This is a genomic window from Dyella silvatica, from assembly GCF_026283955.1.
GTDB lineage: Bacteria > Pseudomonadota > Gammaproteobacteria > Xanthomonadales > Rhodanobacteraceae > Dyella_C > Dyella_C silvatica.
This window is the reverse complement of record NZ_JAPDPE010000028.1, coordinates 1-20,231: the sequence shown is the minus strand read 5'-3', so window position 1 is coordinate 20,231 and position 20,231 is coordinate 1. Positions and strand designations below refer to the sequence as shown.

General features: G+C 59.6%; 15 protein-coding genes and 1 tRNA gene. 8 read left to right on the top strand and 8 right to left on the bottom strand.

Annotation, left to right across the window (positions count from 1 at the left end; translation table 11 throughout):
- The first annotated feature begins 938 nt into the window (after window positions 1-938).
- From OUZ52_RS07710 to OUZ52_RS07685, 6 genes are all read left to right on the top strand, one after another.
- The gene (locus tag OUZ52_RS07710; RefSeq protein ID WP_266157804.1) at window positions 939-1,235 is read left to right on the top strand and encodes a hypothetical protein; all 297 of its coding nucleotides are present in this window, start codon (window positions 939-941) and stop codon (window positions 1,233-1,235) included.
- A gap of 167 nt (window positions 1,236-1,402) precedes the next feature.
- Window positions 1,403-2,518, top strand: a complete 1,116-nt coding sequence (locus tag OUZ52_RS07705) for a polysaccharide biosynthesis/export family protein (RefSeq protein WP_266157803.1) — start codon at window positions 1,403-1,405, stop codon at window positions 2,516-2,518.
- A gap of 268 nt (window positions 2,519-2,786) precedes the next feature.
- The gene (locus OUZ52_RS07700) at window positions 2,787-3,461 is read left to right on the top strand and encodes a YjbF family lipoprotein (RefSeq protein WP_266157802.1); all 675 of its coding nucleotides are present in this window, start codon (window positions 2,787-2,789) and stop codon (window positions 3,459-3,461) included.
- 29 nt (window positions 3,462-3,490) lie between these two features.
- Complete coding sequence (locus tag OUZ52_RS07695) at window positions 3,491-4,234, top strand: capsule biosynthesis GfcC family protein (RefSeq protein ID WP_266157801.1); 744 nt, start codon at window positions 3,491-3,493, stop codon at window positions 4,232-4,234.
- Window positions 4,231-6,459, top strand: a complete 2,229-nt coding sequence (locus tag OUZ52_RS07690; RefSeq protein ID WP_266157800.1) for a YjbH domain-containing protein — start codon at window positions 4,231-4,233, stop codon at window positions 6,457-6,459. The genes OUZ52_RS07695 and OUZ52_RS07690 overlap by 4 nt, the downstream gene beginning before the upstream one ends.
- A 452-nt stretch (window positions 6,460-6,911) precedes the next feature.
- Window positions 6,912-8,831: an AI-2E family transporter gene (locus OUZ52_RS07685; protein WP_266157799.1), complete on the top strand. Its 1,920-nt coding sequence runs from the start codon at window positions 6,912-6,914 to the stop codon at window positions 8,829-8,831.
- 447 nt (window positions 8,832-9,278) lie between these two features.
- On the opposite strand, the gene OUZ52_RS07680 is transcribed toward OUZ52_RS07685, so the two are convergent.
- The 4 genes from OUZ52_RS07680 to OUZ52_RS07665 all read right to left on the bottom strand — a co-directional run bounded on the left by OUZ52_RS07680 (window position 9,279) and on the right by OUZ52_RS07665 (window position 12,749).
- Entirely contained in the window at window positions 9,279-9,542 is a 264-nt protein-coding gene (locus tag OUZ52_RS07680) for a hypothetical protein (protein WP_266157798.1), read from the bottom strand.
- On the bottom strand, window positions 9,539-11,062 hold the full coding sequence (locus OUZ52_RS07675; RefSeq protein ID WP_266157797.1) for a peptide-N4-asparagine amidase: 1,524 nt from the start codon (window positions 11,060-11,062) through the stop codon (window positions 9,539-9,541). Before OUZ52_RS07675 ends, OUZ52_RS07680 begins: the two co-directional genes overlap by 4 nt.
- Window positions 11,063-11,765: 703 nt before the next feature.
- Entirely contained in the window at window positions 11,766-12,215 is a 450-nt protein-coding gene (locus OUZ52_RS07670) for an ester cyclase (protein WP_266157796.1), read from the bottom strand.
- A gap of 447 nt (window positions 12,216-12,662) precedes the next feature.
- Window positions 12,663-12,749 (bottom strand) — tRNA-Leu (locus OUZ52_RS07665).
- 240 nt (window positions 12,750-12,989) lie between these two features.
- Here OUZ52_RS07665 and OUZ52_RS07660 point away from each other — a divergent pair.
- Window positions 12,990-13,646, top strand: a complete 657-nt coding sequence (locus OUZ52_RS07660) for a response regulator (protein ID WP_266157795.1) — start codon at window positions 12,990-12,992, stop codon at window positions 13,644-13,646.
- Window positions 13,647-13,790: 144 nt separating this feature from the next.
- Here OUZ52_RS07660 and OUZ52_RS07655 read toward each other — a convergent pair whose 3' ends face one another.
- The gene (locus tag OUZ52_RS07655) at window positions 13,791-17,057 is read right to left on the bottom strand and encodes an Rne/Rng family ribonuclease (RefSeq protein WP_266157794.1); all 3,267 of its coding nucleotides are present in this window, start codon (window positions 17,055-17,057) and stop codon (window positions 13,791-13,793) included.
- Window positions 17,054-17,191 carry a hypothetical protein gene (locus OUZ52_RS07650; RefSeq protein WP_266157793.1) on the bottom strand — a complete coding sequence of 46 codons (138 nt, stop codon included), beginning with the start codon at window positions 17,189-17,191 and terminating at the stop codon, window positions 17,054-17,056. The genes OUZ52_RS07655 and OUZ52_RS07650 overlap by 4 nt, the downstream gene beginning before the upstream one ends.
- Before the next feature lie 201 nt (window positions 17,192-17,392).
- Here OUZ52_RS07650 and OUZ52_RS07645 point away from each other — a divergent pair, with 201 nt between their 5' ends.
- Window positions 17,393-18,391, top strand: coding sequence for an RluA family pseudouridine synthase (locus OUZ52_RS07645; protein ID WP_266157792.1), 999 nt, complete (start codon window positions 17,393-17,395; stop codon window positions 18,389-18,391).
- Here the strand turns inward: OUZ52_RS07645 and OUZ52_RS07640 are convergent.
- Together OUZ52_RS07640 and OUZ52_RS07635 are read right to left on the bottom strand one after the other, a co-directional pair.
- Window positions 18,362-19,885, bottom strand: coding sequence for a CPBP family glutamic-type intramembrane protease (locus tag OUZ52_RS07640; RefSeq protein WP_266157791.1), 1,524 nt, complete (start codon window positions 19,883-19,885; stop codon window positions 18,362-18,364). The two genes, OUZ52_RS07645 and OUZ52_RS07640, sit on opposite strands and share 30 nt — an antisense overlap.
- A gap of 2 nt (window positions 19,886-19,887) precedes the next feature.
- Window positions 19,888-20,229, bottom strand: coding sequence for a 4a-hydroxytetrahydrobiopterin dehydratase (locus OUZ52_RS07635; RefSeq protein WP_266157790.1), 342 nt, complete (start codon window positions 20,227-20,229; stop codon window positions 19,888-19,890).
- Window positions 20,230-20,231 lie beyond the last annotated feature (2 nt).

Genomic DNA, 20,231 nt, shown 5'->3' with positions numbered 1-20,231 from the left:
GTTCATCTGTATGGACCGATGTCCATGTGGGCCATTACATCAATAGCGTATTGACGGCATTGGCATCACTTCCTGCAAATGAGTGAAGGTGGTTACTCTGCATAAACTGCTGTATCTGTGGGGTGAATTATAAATTCTTAAAAGTACAAGTGATTATCTGACAATATTGTGTCAGCACATATACTCATTGAGTGATTGGCCAATCGTTTGTTTTGTGGTTCTTATGAGGTTGGCTTGGGTTGATATTGCTGCGAAACCATACCATGGGTGCATCTCGATCAATCGAATGAAAGTCTCATTTTGGCGATCAACTGTGCGAGCTTGATCGGCGTGGCAATGGTTCAATTTTATGTTCAGAATTTGTTGCTCATTGCGACTGAAATCATCGCGATTGAATAGATGGCCGAACGACATAGGTGCATCAGTCAGGCAGTGCATCCGTGCGGACAATCTCTCGCTTGGGTATCCCTTGATCATTTCAGCTTGATCAGGGTTCACAGATCAAAGACATACTCGATGCTACCGGTATAAAGCCTCATTCATGTCTTGCGTGCGCCCATGTTCTGCCTGCGTATCGAGCCTCGTGGATGCGTGTTGCATCCTCATCCAGGCTTGCTTCCATACGGCCAGCGCTGAGCTGAGATAGCGCCTGCCAGATGGATGCTGATGACCATCTTGGGCGCTGTGCGCCGATAGATAGCATGCTGCCAGCGGTTGCACATGAATAATATGAATGGTGGCTTTAATTCAGTGATCTGATTCTGTTGATTCGATCACAATCGCTGCGGCGAAATATTCACTTTCACTTTATATATCCGACGGGCATGAGTGCTGAAGTTCATATTATTGAGTTCGCATTCAATCAGAGGGTGGGCGTTGTTGTTTAACTCTGCTAGCCTCCGGCGATGTTGACTCCTACCTAATGTGGATAGATAGACATGAAAATTCTCGTGATGGGGGCTTTCACCCTGGCTATGGCCGGACAGGCTTTTGCGCAGGCCGTCGCGCCAACACCGGCAGCAGACGCCAATAGCCAGAATTCAGCGCAAGCTGTCGCTGCGACGCCGGCACAAGTGGCAACGCCCGCGCAAGCTAAGGCGCGTGCTCAGGGTAGCTTGAAGAGACCGCAAACGGGCCCAGGTGCCGCAGCCGCAGCGGTAGCGGCGGGTACGGCTGGGACGGGCACCGGGACGGGTACCGGCACAGGTACCGGTACGACCGGCACCGGCCACTGACGGCTGCATGGTTTGTGTAAACACCCGTTGCGTGACGGGTGTTTCACTGTCGCTGGCTGACTATAAGTCTGGCCAGAGTCATCATTTTGTCGATCACCATCGGTAGGGGGCCGGAAGGGGGATCGTGTCGCTGCCATGGCAGCGCTCGAGCTTGAAAGGTTTTATACGTGAAGAAAACTGTGCGGGCATTGAGTATCGTATTTGCCGGCCTGGCCCTGCATGCCTGCGTGCTAGCTCCCGGTCAACAGATGCACACCGAGCGCTTTTGGCAGGAGGGATCGACCGAAGCCGCTCACTATCAGCTGGTACAGATCACCCCCAAGTTGCTGGCGATGGACAAGGCCACCGAGGTGCCGGTGACGCTGCCGCCCGAGCTGTTGGCGTTCAAGCCAAAACCCTACCGCATTGGCGTGGGTGACTCCCTCTACATTACGGTGTGGGAGCATCCCGAACTGACTTCTCCGGCCGGCCCGCAACAGCAGCCGAGCGCAAACGGACGCCTGGTTCGGGCCGACGGCACGCTGTTTTATCCCTATGTAGGGCTGCTGAAAGCGGAGGGTATGTCGATCGAGGAATTGCGCACTGCGATTACCGAGAAGCTGGCCAAGTATGTGGAAAGTCCGCAGGTCGATCTCAGCGTCATCAGTTATGGCAGTCAGCGGATTACCTTGCGCGGTGCGTTTCTGAAGACCGAGCCGCAGCCGATCACGGTGATGCCCTTGTCGCTATCGCAAGCGATCGGATTGGCGCAGATCAACACCGAGCAGGCCGATTTATCCGGGCTGGTGCTAAGTCGCGATGGTCATGAATTTCATCTTGACCTGGATGCGCTCGCTCGCGTGCCGCATGGGCTCGACGATATCTGGCTGAAAGCGGGCGACCAGATCTTCTTGCCCTATAACGATCGCAAGGAAGTCTATGTCGTCGGCGAAGTGGTGCGGCAGATGGCGATTCCTTTCAAGACGACCAATTTAAGCCTGACCCAGGCGATCGGTCGTGCCGGTGGCCTCAATGAGGTTACCTCCAAGGGCAAGGCGGTTTATGTGATCCGCGGTGTCGAGGACATGGAGAAAGAGCCGGCACTGATTTACCAACTGAATGCGCAGTCGCCGTCGGCATTTGCCATGGCATCGCAGTTTGCGGTGCGCCCGGGTGACGTGGTGTTCGTGGGGCCTGCCGGCGTGACTCGCTGGAATCGCTTCCTGGAGCAGTTACTGCCGCTGTCGGGTTTGCTTAGCAACGCATCCACCGCAAAGATCAACTTCCTCGGTAATAGCAATTGATGCGTGCAGTCATGAGGTGGGCGCCGCTAGCGGATCTGAGCGTAGCGGGTGCTGCGAGTTCTCTGCGCGCGTCAGCTGAGTGTTGTTCGAGGCTGCATCGGTACACCGGTGCTGATACAACCCAGGTGCCTGCCGACACCGCGCAAAGGGTTCATGCCATGCAGCCGCCAGGCGTTGTCTTGCGGCTCTCGCTGGCGATCAGCCCGATGTCAGGCCGTGCCTTGCCACCCGACACCAGGCGTGCTTTGGACATACCGTGAGCCGGCCCATGGAATCTATACGTGGCTGGCGAAGCCTGTTCGCCGTGGGATGTCTGCTTGCCGTGCTGACCAGTGGTTGCACCTCGGTCTCGTCGGGCAGCATGGAGGCGGTAAAGCTGGCGATCCATCGTCATGCCACGGTGCATCCGACGGCTGCCTCAGTTGCCGCCCAGCCGTACTTTCAGTTGCAGGTGTCCAGTCATGACGGCGAGGCGATTCTGATTCTGGCGAGTGTGCAGGGCGCATGGCTGGGTTGGTACGGTGCCGATGGCCAGGCGGTTTTCCTGCGCAACGGATTGCTGGTGAAGACGCTTGGCCTGACCCAGAACCTGGATGCCGTACAGCTGCCGGATCAGGATCCTTTCGCGGCCGGTCTACAGCATGTGCGGGAGCCGCTGGAATACAGCCGAGTCATGGACTGGTCGCCCGATTATCGTTATGGCGTGACAGCGCGCGCGCAGATGCAACCTAAGGCGATTGAAAACGTCACGATCCTCGGCACCGTGCATCGTTTGCGCCGCATTGATGAGCGCGTTCGCTCAGCCGAGGCGGGCTTCGATGTGGTGAATCGCTATTGGGTGGACCCGGTCGACGGCTTTGTCTGGAAGAGTCGCCAGTATGTGGCGCCCGGCCTGGTGCTGGAGCTGACCCAGTTGCGTCCTTATGGCGAGCCGCAATCGTGAGGGCGTGCTGGCTGCTGTTGTGCCTTTGTGTGTCGTTGCCGATACAGGCGCAGATCCGGGTGACGGTGAGTGGCGAAGTCGCCGGCCCGGGCGTGCACGAGCTGGCCGGTTCGCCGCGGCTTGCCGATGCCGTCAAGGCGGCGCAAGTGAAGCCCGACGTCTACGCGATCGGCGCGGTGTGGTCGCAGCGCTCGCTCTTGCTACCGCAGCGGCGTTTGCAGGCGGGGTTGCTGTTTGAACTGGGAATGATTCGTCAACAGGCGTCAACCCAGGGCGATGACGCCATGGCCGGCTCCAGCCGCTCGTTGCACGATTGGTTGCAACGCATGCCGGTGACCGGACGCCGTCGTGTGCACACGCTCGATCCGGCGCAGCTCTCGGTCAGCGATGCCGACAATTTTCCACTGGATGACGGCGATCAGCTGAGCTATGTGAAGCGTCCCGGCATGGTGCGCGTGGTCGGTGCGCTGGCGCATGCATGCGCCTTGCCGCAGGTCGGTTTGAAGGCGGCGCGCGACTACCTGGCCGATTGTCCGCCGTCCAAGGCCGCGGACCGCGACCTGCTGTATGTGATCCAGCCGGATGGCCAGGTCTCCGAGCTGGGTATCGCCTTGTGGAATCGCAGCCCACCGATCGTGTTGGCACCGGGCGCGATCATCTATGTGCCGCTTGATCAGCGGGTGATCCGCTGGGTGACAGACGGGGCCTTCAATCGCGAACTCGCCGAGTTTCTAGCCACGCAGGCGGCGAGCGACGCCGAGGTGCCGAAGTGATCGGTGCGCCGGGCGGGCTTATCGAGCGATGGATCGTGGCGCGCTCGCCATCTTGGCGATTGCGCCGCCGGATGGTGGTGCCGATCGGAATGCTGCTGGCGGCGTCGATCAGCGGTGCTTTGCGGGCGCAGGACGCACCAAGATATACGGACGACGATTTTGGCGGCATTGGCCTGCTGCAGATGCCGAGCGCACGCATGGCTGACGAGGGCGAGCTGACGTTCAACACAAGTCGTGTTTATCCCTATACGCGCTACAACGTCACCTTGCAGCCATTGAAGTGGGTAGAGGTTACTTTTCGTTATTCCGACATCAGCAATGAGCTGTACGGCTCGCTGGCGCTGAGCGGCCATCAGTCGTTGAAGTCGAAGTCGATCGACATGAAGTTTCGATTGTGGGACGAAACGCGCTATTGGCCGTCGGTCTCCGTCGGTGGCCGCGATATCGCCGGCCCCGGCCGGTTCAGTGGTGAATATGTCGTCGCCAGCAAGCGTTTGGGTCCGCTCGATTTGAGTCTTGGCCTTGGTTGGGGCAACGTCGGTGGACGCGGCAATCTCGGTAATCCGCTGGCCTTTGTCTCCAGCAGGTTCAATACCCGGCCTGGCAATACCAACACGCTGGGCGGTGAGTTCAACGTCTTCAATTATTTTCGTGGTCCGACCGCCTTGTTCGGTGGTGTGGAATACCAAACCCCGTTGGATTGGCTGCGCCTGAAGCTGGAAGTGGATGGCAACAACTATCAGCATGAGGCGGGTAAAAAGAATCTGGAGCAGCGCACCCCGGTAAACGTGGGCGCGCTGTTCCGGATCAATCACAACGTGGACTTCACGCTGGGTTATGAGCGCGGCACGACGGTCATGGCTTCGCTGAGCCTGCATGCGAACCTGGCCCAGCACAAGGCGCCGGTGAAAACCATGGATCCGCAGCCAGAACCCTTGCATATGCAAACGTCGGCTGCGCCAGCCCCGGTGGCCGCGGCCAGTACGCCGCAGCCCCAGCCGCCACAGCCCAAACCACCCGAGCAAGTGGACTGGGCCGAGCTGAGCCGTACCTTGTATAGCAATGCCGGTATCGCTGTGCACAGCATTGGCCGGCGCGGTTCGGATTTGATCATCCATGGCGAGCAGCAACGCTATTTCTATCCAGCCAAGGCGATGGGGCGCACGGCGCGCATCCTCGACAATCGGCTGGACGACAGTTTCGACTGGTTCACCATAGCCAGCGAAAGTTATGGTCTACCGATGACCGAGTACACCTTGCATCGGCCGCGCTTCGTCGAGTTGCTGGACCAGCGCATCGATACGGCCGCGTTCAAGCGCAGCATCGAACAGGATGCGCCGAGCACTCAACCGGAGCAGACGCTTTACACGACCACGCCGAAGAAGTTCGATGCCGGCGTTGCGGTCGGTTACAAGCAAAGCCTGGGTGGCCCGAACGCCTTCGTGCTTTACCAGTTGACGGCTGATGGCAACGCCAGTTACCACTTCACTCCGAACCTGTGGTGGGATGGCCAGCTCAGCGTCAACCTGCTCAACAACTACAACAAGTTCACTTACACCGCGCCGAGTTTGCTGCCACGCGTGCGTACCAATGTACGCGAGTACCTGACCAGCTCTGACGTGGTCATGCCGAACTTTCAACTTACCGGTACGCATCAACTGGGGCCGAGCCTGTACAGCATGGCCTATGCCGGCATGCTGGAGACCATGTATGCAGGTGTCGGTGGCGAGGTGCTATACCGGCCATTCGGCGAGCGCTGGGCGCTGGGCATGGACGTGAACTGGGTTCGCCAACGCGGTTTCCGGCAGAACTTTGCCTTGCGCAATTATCACATCGTGGTCGGCCAGGCCTCGCTGTATATGAATACCGGCATTCAAGACATCACCCTGGCACTGAGCGCTGGCCGTTACCTCGCCGGCGATGTCGGCGTGACGGTGGATTTTTCGCGCGGGTTTGCCAACGGCACCAAGATAGGCGCCTATATGACGTTGACTAACAAGTCCGGTCAGGCGACTGGCGAGGGCAGCTTCGACAAGGGCATTTATGTCTCTATTCCATTCGATCTGCTGTTGCCACGTTCCAGCCGCAACACGGCGACCTTCATGTGGCAGCCGCTGCTTCGCGACGGCGGCGCGCGCCTTAATCGGCGCTACAACCTTTACGACATGACCAGCGATCGTGACACCGATCTGTTCGACAAAAATATGGATAAGGTGATCGAGTAATCGCAAGCCGAGTGATCGCAAGCCCGGTCATTGAAGGCCATAGGTGGCGCTATTGGCGGCCGCAACTATTTGGCTTCTTTGCCAGTGGCAAGCCCTCTCTTTGGATTCGGTGCTGGTGATTGCAGCCTTCTGGCCATGAGCCGCGCCGCTTCGGCATCCTGGTTTTGCGCTGGCTGATCTGGGCACCGATGCGAAAGGGTGATCGGAACCCTGGTCAGGGCGCGATGTATTGATCGGCTATGCTCTGGGGCAGCTGGCTTAGTTGAGGCTGTCTCGCTGTACTCAGGGCCTGGCATGGCTGATTCGGGCCGCAGCGGCGCTGCCGTTGCCTGGCAACGAATGACTGTAACGAAGGGGCGATCCACGCATGTATGCTCTTGCGGGCCTGGGGGCTTTGTTGCGGCCTTCGCCGGATCACTCGCGTCAAGTCAAAAGGATGAAGGGGTCATCCCATGTCTTTAGAATCTCCTGAGCTGCCCGCTGCCTCGTCCAATCAACGCGCGATCACGATTATCGCGGCTGTCGCGGTGTTGGCCCTGTTGTACTTCAGCAGGGAAGTGCTGGTGCCGATCGCGCTGGCGCTTTTTCTTAGCCTGCTGATGGCGCCATGGATTCGTTGGTACCGGCGTATCGGCCTGGGGCACACGTCTTCGGTGCTGATTGCGGTACTGGCCCTGGCCGTTGTCATCACCGGGCTGGCGACGGTTATCGGCTCGCAGATCGTTCATATGGCGCGAAGCCTGCCGCAGTACGAGGCGACCGTTCACGCCAAGGTGCAGATCGTGCGCAGCATGACGATTGGCCGGATGGAGGCGATGCAAGGGGAGGTTGGCAAGGTCATGAGCCTGCCGCTGGATCGGAGTAGCGACTCAGCTACGGTGCCGGCCGGTGCGTTGTCGAGCCCGGTAGCCTCTGCGGCCAATGCGTCGCTGACACAAACGCCTGCAACGGCTACCCCGATGGCGGTAATCACTCGCATCTTCTCTACCGCGTGGATTCCCTTGCAGACCGCGGGCATTGTGCTGGTGGTGCTGGTTTTCGTGCTGCTGGAGCATGAGTCTCTGCGCGATCGCTTCATCCGCCTGGCGGGTGGCAAGGACCTGCGTGCTACGACGGCGGCGATCAATGACGCGGGTGAGCGGCTATCGCGCTTTTTCGTCTCGACGTTCTCGGTCAATTTCGGTGTTGGGGCGGCTATTTGGGCCGGGCTGACTTTGATTGGGCTTCCGTACGCTCCGCTTTGGGCTACCCTTACCATGGTGCTGCGGTTTGTGCCGTATGTGGGTGTCTGGATGGTCGCGGTGCTTGCCGCACTGTTTGCGGCGGCGGTGGTCCCCGGCTGGTCGCTGCTGCTCATGACACTGACGCTCTACGTCGTGGTTGAAACCGTTGTGTCGCAGTTGGTGGAGCCTTTTCTTTATGGACATACCACCGGCTTGTCGCCGTTGGCGGTGGTCGTCGCGGCGATTTTCTGGAGCTGGCTGTGGGGGCCGATCGGATTGATCATGTCGACGCCGCTGACGTTGTGCCTGGTCGTTGCCGGGCGGCACGTCAAGGCGCTGGATATTCTAAGCATCCTGTTGGGCGATACGCCTGCGCTGACGATGCCGCAGCGGTTTTACCAGCGTGCGCTTTCCGGCGACTCCGATGAGATCCTCATCGAGGCGCGTACTTACCTGAAGCGCAAATCATTCGCTGCCTATTGCGACGCCGTATTACTTCCGGCCTTGCAGCTTGCGCGGATGGATCTGGCGCAGGGAGCTATTCGCCGCGAACAGCAGGCCGGCGTTCGAAATGTCATCGTGACCGTGGTTGAAAAACTCAGCGGCGATGGGCGCAAGTGGTCCCGCTGGTATCGCCGGGCGTCGGTTCTCGATGAAACAAGCATCGCCCGCCGTTTGCGTCAGCAACGCGAGGATGTGGCTGGACGTTGGCAAGGTCCGTTAGCGGTAGCTCCTGGATCGGTGGTGTTATGTGTGGGTCTCGCATCCGCAGCCGATGACTTGGCCGCGGAAATTCTCACCCGCATTCTGCGGGATCTGCAAATTGATGCACGCCATCTTTCCAGCGAGGATTTTGCCGCTTTCGATGCAGAGCCACACCCCGACCTGACGCCGAATGCCGTCTCCATGCTTTACCTGGTCAGCGCCGAATCGAATGCCGAGCAGGGCGGCGACGCCTTGCTCGCAGCCATGCGTAGCCGGTTTCCCCAGGCCTATATCGTTGCCATGCTTCTACCGGAGTTGCTGGCCTCGCGGCAAGACACCGCTGCCGTCAGCCCGGCCATTGATGAAATCGTGAATTCACTGGAGGGTGCCGCGCTGCAGGCGATCACCAGGTTCCCCCGGAGTGGGGCGCAGCCATCGCATTAAGGTGCTGGCCGGTTGCGTTGTTTGTACCTCGCCATACGACGGGTTTTGATCGGCCTTTCGAATATGCAAATGGTCGATCTGATGACTGGATGACTTAGTACGCCGATGAACAAGCCCAGGCTGCCCATATCGAGTGACTTCCCCGCAGGCACGCACTTTGTGATCAAGGAATTTGACGTCCCGCTGGCGTATGTTCCGGGCCAGGGGTGGTTCAACTGGTACGGCGGTAGCCCACGGCCCTACGAATCTTCGCGGCTCAACGTCGGCAATAACTGGCCTGCGACGTCCTTCGAGGAGTGGCTTGCGTTGGTTGCCCGTTCTCTTTGAGCCGTTGTAGATCGTCGCGTGCATGGTGAGTGATTTCTACCGGCTCAGCGTGCTCATCGAAGCGAAGACTGACCCGCAGCAGAACCCACCGCCCGGTGCAGGCGGTGGGTTCAAATGCAGTTAGTTGGCTGGGCCAGCGGCGCTGCCGAACCATAGACGGCTATCCGGCGAACCGTCCGGATGGGTGTACCACGCCGCGTGATCTTGATGATTGGGGCAGCCTGAGCCTTGATTGAAAGACGACAACATGCCGTCCTGACTGGCGACATTGGCCTGATAGCAGTCGCCTTGTGAGTTACGGAAATCGAAACTCTGGTGGCTGCCTTGACCGGTGTGACCGGTGAGATTGCCGCTTTTGTCGAATGCGAGTGTGTCGGCCGTCATGACATCGTTATGGACATCGGCCCATTGGTAGCTGCCGCTGGATTCGCTAAGCCCAATGGTCTTGTTGTAGTCCAGCTGCACTTGGGTGGCCGCGGTGCTGCTGCCATCCGCGGCGGTTTGTTGGTTGTAGTCCACATACAGTGGATAGTCGATGTGCTCGGCGTAGTATTTGACGGGCGAACGATGGCCAATGCATTGATGTTGAAGCTTTGCCTGTTGTTGAACGTGACCGTTTGATCGACCAGGGTCGTCACGCGACCGCGAGAGGTATCGGCATACCCCTCGATGGTGAATTGGCGCTTCAAGCCGGTGGTGATGTCGCCGCTGATATTTCCCTTGCCATCGTTGGTCAGGGTGCTGTTGATGGTTGGCGTGGGCGACTGTTGAGCTAGCGTATTGCGGGTGATCTTGCCGGTGACTTGCCGCTTGCCCTTGTCTTGATACACCAGCAGCGCCGCCGTGGCAGAGAAATAATTGTGCGCACCGGCCACACTGATTGCCACCTCGTGCGGCGTGCCGTCGCTGAGCTGGCCAACGAAGGGGGTCAGATCGACGCGATACGGCATGAAGTTGAGTGTTTGCACGCCGGGGGTCGGTCGCCACAAGTACGGGTCGATGCCGCCGGTGTAGATCCACGGATACACTGGCACGACACCCGCTGCCTGGCCGTCGATGCTGACCTCGGCTTCGCGGAAATTGCCGCCGCCGCAATCTTGTACCTGTTGTGCGTACGCATCCGGCACGCAGGTGTACCAGAACTCATCGCCACCCTGGCTCTGGGCGAACACATCGACAAAGGCTCGCTCGACGTTGCGTGGCAATCTCAGTGTCTTGGCCAACTTGTCGCCAGGGCCATTCAGTGTCGTTGTGCTGCCGACGGGATCGGCACCCAGTGGGTAGATCGCATCCGGTGCGGAGGTTCGATTGTCTTGCTGATGCTTTGGTCCATCCCGATAGAACAGCAATCGCGCGCTGCCATGGATGACCCCAGTATAGGTGCTGTTGACGACATTGCCGATGATGGCCTGACCATGCTGGGCTGAGCGAAACAGCGCACTGTAATCGGTGAGGTCACGTTCTACGTGCCAACTCGGGGCAACCGCGGCGGAGGGTTCCTGGGTGGTGCCGAAGTATAGATTGACGCCACCCAGCCACAGCGTGGCGGTGCGATCGTACTGACGTCCGGCGGTTACCGAGAAGTCCGCCTCGAGCACGACTTTTGCCCAGTGCTTTGCGGCGTGCCCGTTGGCCGATTCGCGCTCATCGTTGCAATCGGTCGGTGGTGCGTAGGAAAAAGGTCGGGTGTTGAAATCGGTAAATGTCACATCGCGAAACAATTCAACGACGCAAGGTTTACCCTGCGGTCGCGGTACGCTGGGATCGGCGACGGCGACATTGCGTGAACCTATAGTGAAATTGCCATTGGCGTCGGCGGCAATAGCCGTGCCGACCCCCAGACTTAACGCGGTCGACAAGCCTGCCAAGAGCAGGCAGCGGCGGACAAACCCATTCTGTCGCATGATTCTGCATCCCCTTCGGTGCTCGGCGCACCTGTGCCACGGACGCTAGCACGGCCATCTTGTCAATCCAATCGCGACTACGTGAAGCCACTCACGGCATGCTTGTGGTGCAGTTGGCAGTTTCGAGTTGCGAGTATGGATGGCTGCATAAATGCATGGTCATGGCAGGCGCAGCCATGCATATGCTCACCGCGAATATCGTCCAGTGATGCATGCATCGCGCGATAACTTGCTGGCTTGACCATGCATGGCGCCATGGGTGGCGAGAGCATGATCTGCTCGCGAGACGCGCGTTGTAGCCTCCACATCAGCGAGCAACGGCGCCAAGTGGAGCACGTCGTGCAAACAAACGTTCATTCAAGATTATGAGGTTAGCCATGAGATGGGGTTCGATCGCATCGATGCCGATAAAAGCGCCATCTCCATGCGCGTAGTAGACGTCTATATGGCTAGGTATCGGCGCGCGAATGATTCATCAGAGCAGCGCATCGACAGACCGGTGCAATAAGTGGCGATTGGAATGGATATCTTGGGCTCAGGCGTAGCCGCTTGGAGGGCTTGCTGTAAGTTAAGAGGCCACCTATCGTCGCTTGTGTGCCCGCCGATATCGTGATTAAAAAAAGGCCGGTAGATTCCGGCCTTTTCTTGTCATTGGCTACACGTAACGCAATCGCTAGATCGCAAACGTGGCCTGTGTTGTAGATCAGACTGCGCGGATGAGTCCCAGTTGTTGCAAGGCAGTCACGCCGTCATCCAGGCCGACTTCTTCCATGATCTTGCCATTCTCGAGACGAAGTACGGTGGTCCCGGTGAATCGCATCGTCCGTCCTGTTGCCGCCGGCAGCGAGCCGATGAGGAAGTCACTGAACGCTGGGCCATGGTGTGTGCCGCCGCCGATCCAGCGTCCGACCACATAATCACCCTCAGCAATCAGATCGGCAGCGCCGGCGAAGGCCAGGTTCGGGAACGCGGCACGGAAGTCGGCCATGAATGCCTTGATGTCTGCATGGCCACGCCGCGGCTCATGCAGCGAATAGTGCAAAAGCATATTGGGCGCTGCCAGATCGTCCACCACGGCAGGGTCGTAGATTTCACCCCAGAACTCGGTGAACCAGCGCCCGACGATGGCTTTGTTGTCGTCTTCTTTGGACATGATGAATCCCTTGATTGGCTATGGTTGAAATCGAGAAACGCGATCGCCTTTCCCTGCATCAACCATATCGACGCCGGCGGTTAATAACGCTCCGTTTCTTGTGCTGAGACGTACATCGCCAAGGTGACTTCGCATCGTGAAGGATGCAGTCCAGGGTGCATCGCTCGCCGGTCTACTGTTGGCAAGGCTGACTCGCTCGCCACGCTGATGTGTGAGTTGGAGGTCAGTCGCATCGTGCGCCTGTGCCGCACGGAGCTAAGTCATGGTTGTCAGTGTTGATGCTTAAACGCTATCAACGGCAGGTGGAGTCATTAACCTGCACAGATATCTGGCCACGGGAAATATTTGGTGGCAGAGGGCGGTATTCGCTGGATGTCAAAACGGGCGTCGAGCAGGTCAATTAAAATGACGTCGTGCCGCGATTTATATCTAAGTTGCTGAAAATTATGGTGCCCGGAGCCGGAATCGAACCGGCATACCCTTGCGGGTGAGGGATTTTAAGTCCCTTGCGTCTACCAATTTCGCCATCCGGGCGGATGGGCTTGGACATGCCATTTGTGCATGCCGTCGCGATGCGAACGCGCATATTAACATGTGTCGCCGCGTTGGCAGTGTGCTGCCGTGCGATAAGTTGCGCACGGGTGTCTTCACCATCGCCCTACGGTATGTCATTCATTGAGTGTATGTTTCGCCATGAAAACGCCCTCGGTTGATACTTGCAATGACAGGGCGCACGGCCTAAGTTCGACGTACCTTACCCAGGGAGGGAGCAACGTGATCAATCTCGTTCTAATCGACGATCACGAATTAGTGCGAACCGGCTTCAGAATGATCCTGCAGCAACAGCCGGATATGTGTGTGAGCGGAGAAGCGGGGACAGCCGAGGAAGGGCTGACGCTGATTCGCACGCAGAAGCCCGATATCGCGCTGGTCGACGTACATATGCCGGGCATGAGCGGCATTGAGCTTACCGAGCGTGTCGATCGTTCCAAGCAAATGAAGACGCGCATTATTATCGTGACCATCGTTGACGATGCGCGTTTTCCAAAGCGGCTGCTGGAGGCTGGTGCTTTTGGTTATTTGACCAAGGGCTGCAATTCGGAAGAATTGTTGAATGCGGTACGGCAGGTCGCCAAGGGGCGGCGTTATCTCGCGCCTGCGGTTGCACAACAGCTGGCGTTGTCGACGCTGGATGGCGAGCAATCGCCGTTCGACGCGTTGTCCAGCCGCGAATTGGAAGTGGCGATGATGCTGGTTCGCGGCAAGCCGTTGACTTCAATCGGTGAGCAACTAAGCCTTAGCCCCAAAACGGTATCGACGTATAAGCAACGATTGATGGAGAAACTCCAAGTCGATCATTTGGTCAGTCTGGCGCATTTGATGACGGTACACGGCCTGCTCGATTCGCATAACAATCGCGTCGGCAATTAGCCCGGTAGCCCGTTAGCCCATCGCCCATTGGATCATCGCCGATTAGGTCATCGCCCATAAGATCATCGGCGTTGACGCATAAAAAAAGCCGGACTTAAAGTCCGGCTTTTTGTTTTACACATCGAGATAAGACGAGGTGCGCGATTAAGCGCCCTTGTGGTCCGCTCTGTGCTCATCGATGGCGCTGTCATCCGTCGTATGGGCCGGAGCATGCTCGATAACCTGCGGCTCTACATGCGGCGGTGCCAGCAAGTCGCCCTGTTTCGGCAGGATGGTCGACGGTGCAGGGGGCTCGACGGCGGGCGCAGCCTCGCTCGGCGTAGCTACCGGGCTCGCGTCGGCCACCAGCTTGGCTGGCTCAGGGATTTCGCTGGGAGGCGTCGGCTCAACATGATGTTTTGGCTCGGCTTCCTTTTGAACAACCGCAACCGGTTCGCTAGCGACCTCGGTCCCTACATGGCTGATAACGGCAACCGGGGTTTGAATCACCGGGGCTTCCGTTTCCGTCGTAGGCGATGGCGATGGCGATGGCGATGGCGATGGCGCGGCCGAGATGTCGGGCAAGTGCACGACATGAGCTAGCGGCGTCACTTCAACCTCGGCAGCCTGAACCGGGGCGATGACGGCCGCTGTGACGACGGGCTGCACGACTGGAGTCGCGACCTGTTCATGCACTTCTTCAGCCACGGGCATCACCGGAATCGGTGGCAATACCGGCAGGTTGAACGTGACCGGGGCGGGCGCCGGGGTGCTGACTTCAGGCGGTGCGACAAGCGGCGCCCGTTCAGGCATCGCGGGACGATCCGTATCGGCACGCTCGGTCTGAACATGTTCCACGGCCGATGGCGTTGGCTGCCACGGCGTGGTTAACGGCGACGGCTTTGCCGGCTCGGCAGCTGCCGGGCTACGGGTTGCCTCGGTGGCTACCGCACCGACGATAGCGCCGGTGGCGATAGTGGCGGCAGCGGCCACGTTTGCGACCGGGCTTGCCGATTCGGTGACCTGCCGGGCCTTGGCGGCAGCATGATTCTGCGCGTTGGCCTGTTGGTCACGATCCTCGTCATCCAGATCAGCGCCACCGGTATTGACGTCTTGCTGCACGCCGTTGTTCAACTGCTCCGGCGTACCGTCTTCTTGGCGACGACGACGACGGCCACCGCGACGGCCGCGACGGCGACGCGACTGCGCACCCTCGCTTTCCATCACGGTATCGGTCTCGGGAGCGCCGTTTTCGACCACCAACGGCTTTGCTACCTGGGCTTCTTTCGCTGCCTCGGCAGGCAGCGCCGCGGCGGGACGCTCGCTTGGTGCCGGACGAGGCGCGCGTTCTTGCTTGGGCTGCTGCTGCGCTGGTTGCTTGCGCTCGTTCGGCATCGCTGCATTTTCAGCGACAACGGCGATAGCTGCTTTGGGCTGGCGCTCTTGCTTGGTGTTGCCAGGTTGCTGCTGGCGCTGCTGAGCCTGTTCATTGCCGCGTTGACGTGGGTTCTTCGAGGACGGTTGCGCGGCCTTGGCCGAGCTAGATGCTTGCTGCTGCGCAGGCTGCTGCTCGCGACGCGACGACTGACGTCCCGCATTGCCTTGCGATGGGCGACCTCGATCGTCACGGCGGTTGCCGCGGGCATTCGAGCTCGATTCTTCGCGACGGCTGGTGGTCGGGGCAGGGGCGGCGACCTCTGGGGTGGCGCTGCCACGGAACCAGCCAAGCAAGCGCGATATGACGCCGCCACTGGGCGCAGGCGCCGCCGCCGAGCGGCGCGGGGCCGTCTGCGTTGCCGTTGCCGTGGTGGCGGTTTCTTCACGCACCGGGGCCGGGGTGGCCGGAACAATGCCGCTGACGGCGGGTTGTTCACTGCTGCCCAGGGCCTGTCCCATCTTCGGTACGGCGGCGGCTTCTACCGCCGTGAGACGCTCGTAGCTGGGCTTGCTGTGCTCGCCCATGTCGGCTTCGCGGATGCGCTGGATCTCGATATGCGGCGTTTCGAGCTTGTCGTCCGCAACGATGACGACATGCACTTTATTACGCAGCTCGATCTCGACCACGCTGGCGCGTTTTTCGTTGAGCATGAAGTTCGCCACCGCCGGCGGGGCCTGTACCAGCACCTGCCCGGTGTTGTCCTTCATGGCGTGTTCTTCGATCAGTCGCAGCGTCGATAGCGACAGCGACTCCACCCCGCGAATATGGCCATGGCCTTCGCAGCGGGGGCAGACGATTTCAGTGGCTTCGCCCAGGGAAGGGCGCAGCCGCTGGCGGGACATTTCCAACAGGCCGAAACGCGAGATGCGGCCAACCTGCACGCGGGCGCGGTCCAGCTTCAGGGCGTCTTTCAGGCGCTCTTCGACTTCACGCTGATGCTTGGGGCTGTCCATGTCGATGAAGTCGATCACGATCAGGCCGCCGGCATCGCGGATACGCAACTGGCGGGCCAGCTCGACGGCCGCCTCACAGTTCGTATTGAAGGCAGTTTCTTCGATGTCGCCACCCTTGGTCGCTTTCGACGAGTTGACGTCGACCGCGGTCAGCGCTTCGGTTTGGTCGATAACGATCGAGCCGCCGGAGGGCAGGCGAACCTGACGATCAAACGCGCTCTCGATCTGGGTTTCGATTTGGTAACGCGAAAACAGCGGAGTATCGTCTTTGTACAGCTTCAGCTTGCGCAGCGCGTTCGGCATGACCTGCTGAACGAATTCACGGGCGTCGTTGTACAGTGACTCCTCGTCGATCAGGATTTCACCAATATCGTTGCGCAGGTAGTCGCGCAGGGCACGGATGAACAGCTTCGACTCCTGATAAATCAGGAACGGCGCTTTCTGTGAGCCGGCCGCCGCGGAAATCGATTTCCACAGTTGCAGTAGGTAATCCAGGTCCCATTGCAGTTCTTCGGCATCGCGGCCCATGCCTGCGGTGCGTACGATCAGACCGACATCGTCGGGTACGGCCAGGTGGTCGAGTGCTTCTTTGAGCGCCTGCCGGTCTTCACCCTCAATGCGACGGGAGACGCCGCCTGCTTTGGGGTTGTTCGGCATCAGCACCATGTAGCGACCGGCCAGGCTGATGAAGGTGGTTAACGCGGCGCCTTTGTTGCCGCGTTCCTCTTTCTCAACCTGAACGACCACTTCCTGCCCTTCTTTGAGCAGTTCGCGGATGTTGGCTTTGTTGGGGTCCAGGCCTGCGGTGAAGTACTCGCGGGCGATTTCCTTCAGCGGGAGAAAGCCGTGGCGTTCAGCACCGTAATCGATGAAGCAGGCTTCGAGAGAAGCTTCGACGCGAGTGATTCGGCCTTTGTAAATATTGGCTTTTTTCTGTTCGCGAGAGGGTATTTCAATATCGAGATCGTAAAGGGTTTGGCCATCGACAATGGCCACACGCAACTCTTCACGCTGAGTTGCGTTGATCAACATGCGTTTCATTGTAGTTTTTCCTCGGCTTGCCGCGCGTCGCGTGCCGCGGTGGCGCCATTGGGGCGGCCTGCCGAGGATTGCGCCGCTGCGGTAAAGCGGCATAGTACGGCACCGTTTTCTGGTGTCGGGGTTATTCGTGGCATTGCGCCTGCCGTCCCAGTACCCATTGATACCAGACAAACGACAATCCGAACCGTTACGATGAAAGGGAGCAGCGACCGGTTGCCACAGAGGCTTCCGGCGCTATCCTCGCCGACGTCGCGGGCGGGCATCCCGCCCCATCCGAACTTATACGGGCAGGGCGTAGCGCCGGCCGAGTATCCTATTTCGCCAGGTTTTTTTCAATGCAGACGGTAACTTCCCACGATGCACCTCACGGAGTGCGTCAAGTAGAGATTGGCCCCGAGCGGGACGGTCAACGCATAGATAATGCGTTGATGACCCTGCTCAAAGGTGTGCCAAAAAGCATGATTTACCGGATTCTTCGCACCGGTCAGGTGCGGGTCAACGGTAAGCGAGCCAAGCCGGATACCCGTCTGGTCGCCGGCGATATGCTGCGTATTCCACCCGTTCGGGTAGCCGAGCGCCCGCCCGAGCAAGGGCCGCCGAGCGGCATGATGGCCTCGGTAGCCGACGCGGTGATCTTTGAAGACAAGCATTTCTTGGTGATCGATAAGCCGGCCGGCATCGCCAGTCACGGCGGTAGCGGGGTCAGCCATGGCGCGATCGAGCTGTTGCGTGCCGCGCGCCCCAACGAGCACCTTGAGCTGGTGCATCGGCTCGATCGCGATACCAGTGGTGTGCTGGTCTTTGCTCGCACCCGGGCTGGATTGATCGGGCTACAAGCCGAAATTCGCGCCGGTACGGTGACCAAGCAATATCTGTGCTTGATGGTGGGGCACCCGTCCAAGGCCAAGTTCGACGTCAACGCGCCGCTGTTGAAATCGGTCATGCAGGGCGGAGAACGGATGGTAAGAGTTGCCGATAACGGCAAGCCATCGCTCACTTTTTTCCGCGAGGCCGAGCAATATCCGAGTGCCCGTTTAATGCATGCGACGCTGGGTACCGGGCGCACCCACCAGATTCGTGTACATGCCGCGCATGTCGGTCATCCGCTGGCCGGCGATCCCAAATACGGCGATCGCGAGATGAATAAGCGTTTTCGCGATATGGGGCTGCAGCGGCTGTTTTTGCGTGCGTCGCATATGAGCTTCGAGCTGGACGGCCGCGCGTATAGCTTCTCCGCGCCTCTGCCAGACGACTTGAAGGATTTCCTGGATGTCCTTGCTGTGAAAGGAAAAAGGCTGCGCTACCTACAGGAAAAATCGCGCACTGATTTCTAGGGATCGAACGAGGCTGCCAGTAAGCCCGCTTTCGACCAGTAGTGCGCAGCTGGCATGGGCAAGTGCGATCGGAAGCAGGCAGCGCGAACGCAAAAAGCACCAGGCCCACCACAGCTCAGCCAGCAGGCATAGCTGCATCAGGGCGCCATTGGGGGTGTGCAGCAAGGCAAACAGGCTGGCGATAACCAGCATTTGAGCCATCGGCGCTAAGCGCATCTGCTGCAGCCGCCGCTGCACTACCACCAGCATCAGCCATTGCTGCAGGCAGGCCCAGGCGAGGTAGGTCAGGACATGGCGTAGCCCTGGCCAAACCCAATGGTGGCCGAAGACCAGGCAAAGCCCTGCCGCGACGGGCAACAGGGCCAGTGGCCAAAGCCAGTCGCTGCCGCGGCGTCCCAGCCATTGCCAAGACCACGGCCGTTGCCGCCATTCGCTGTGCAGGGCATAGACCAGCGCAGCGGCAAAGGCGATGACGCCAGGGACCGAAAGATGTAGTCCCCATTGCAGCCCGGCGATCAGCCATAAAGGGGCGGCGAGGATTAGCACCAGGTCCAGCCATGGTTTGCCGCTGGGCGATCGCTTGATCGTTATGGATTTTCTCAGGGCAAAAAGGCCTAGCAACAGCAAGTAGCCGCCGCAACATGCCCAGCCGATCCAGGCAGGGAGTGGCTGGCGGACACTTTCGCTGAGTGTGGCGCTGGCCGGCAGTATCAGCGCTGCAGGCCAGAGGGGGCGCAGCCGATCGCGCAACGCCAACAGGGTTTCTGCGGGTGCCTCACTGGGTAGGCGGACCCATGGAACGGCCGGCGGGTGGCTGTTTTTGCCCCATGCTGCGATTTGCGCTTGTGCTTCCGCCGGGTCATTCGCCAGCGTGAAGCTGCTGCCGACGTCATGGGCGTCAGGTATCGACGGGGCGGTAGCGGCGCGCAATTCGGCCATGCCAAGGCGTAGCCATGATCCCGCCGGCAGCTGCGGGCGCAGCCGTAACAGCTGGGTGACGCCGGGCGAGGAGCAGGCTCCATCCGGATGCCATTGGCGTAGGTCGATGGTGAGGTTCTGGACGCCGGTGGACAGCTTGGCCGCATCGGCGTTCAGGCAGGTGCTCTGATTATTCGCTTGCCATATCAGCCCCAACTGGCCGGGTGCGCTACTTTCAATATGTAGATGCAGCAGCGGCCAATGGGCCAGGTCGATGGGTTGCGCCAGGGGCAGGCCAAGATCATAAGGGCTGCCATCGAGGCTGGTGATGCGAAGCTGATCACCGTCTTGCGTCACCCTGGCCGAGCCGAAGGCGCGGCCAGCGATCAGGTCGGCCGGCTGACGCAGCTGCCAACGCCATAACGGCTGGCCGCGGCGCAAGGTTTCCAGCGTATGCGCCGCATCTTGCTGCAGCTGGGCGCGGGTCATCCAGGCCGACAGCGACTGAATGGCCCCTAGCAAAACAGCCATTGCCAACACCAAGCCGGCCGCGGCGAAGCAACGACGCAGGCTCATGCTCAATGCGCGAGCAAAGTCTCGACGCGGGCGGCACAAATGAAGTCATTCAAAGACAGGCCGCCCACATCATGGGTCGACCACAGCAAATGACAATGGCCATAACCCGCCTCGATGTCGGGGTGATGGTCTTCATGGTTGGCCATGAACCCCACCGCATTGATAAAGCCCAGGGTGCGGTGGAAGTCGGCAAATTTGAAATCTTTGACGATGGCCTTGTGGTCGGCGCTCAACTGCCACCCCGGTAACTGCTGCAACAACGCCGTGACCTGCGTTGCGTCCAGCGCGTGCTCCTTGCCTTTCCGTGGCTGGCAATGCTGGCTGGCGAGTTCGGTGTGGCTCATGC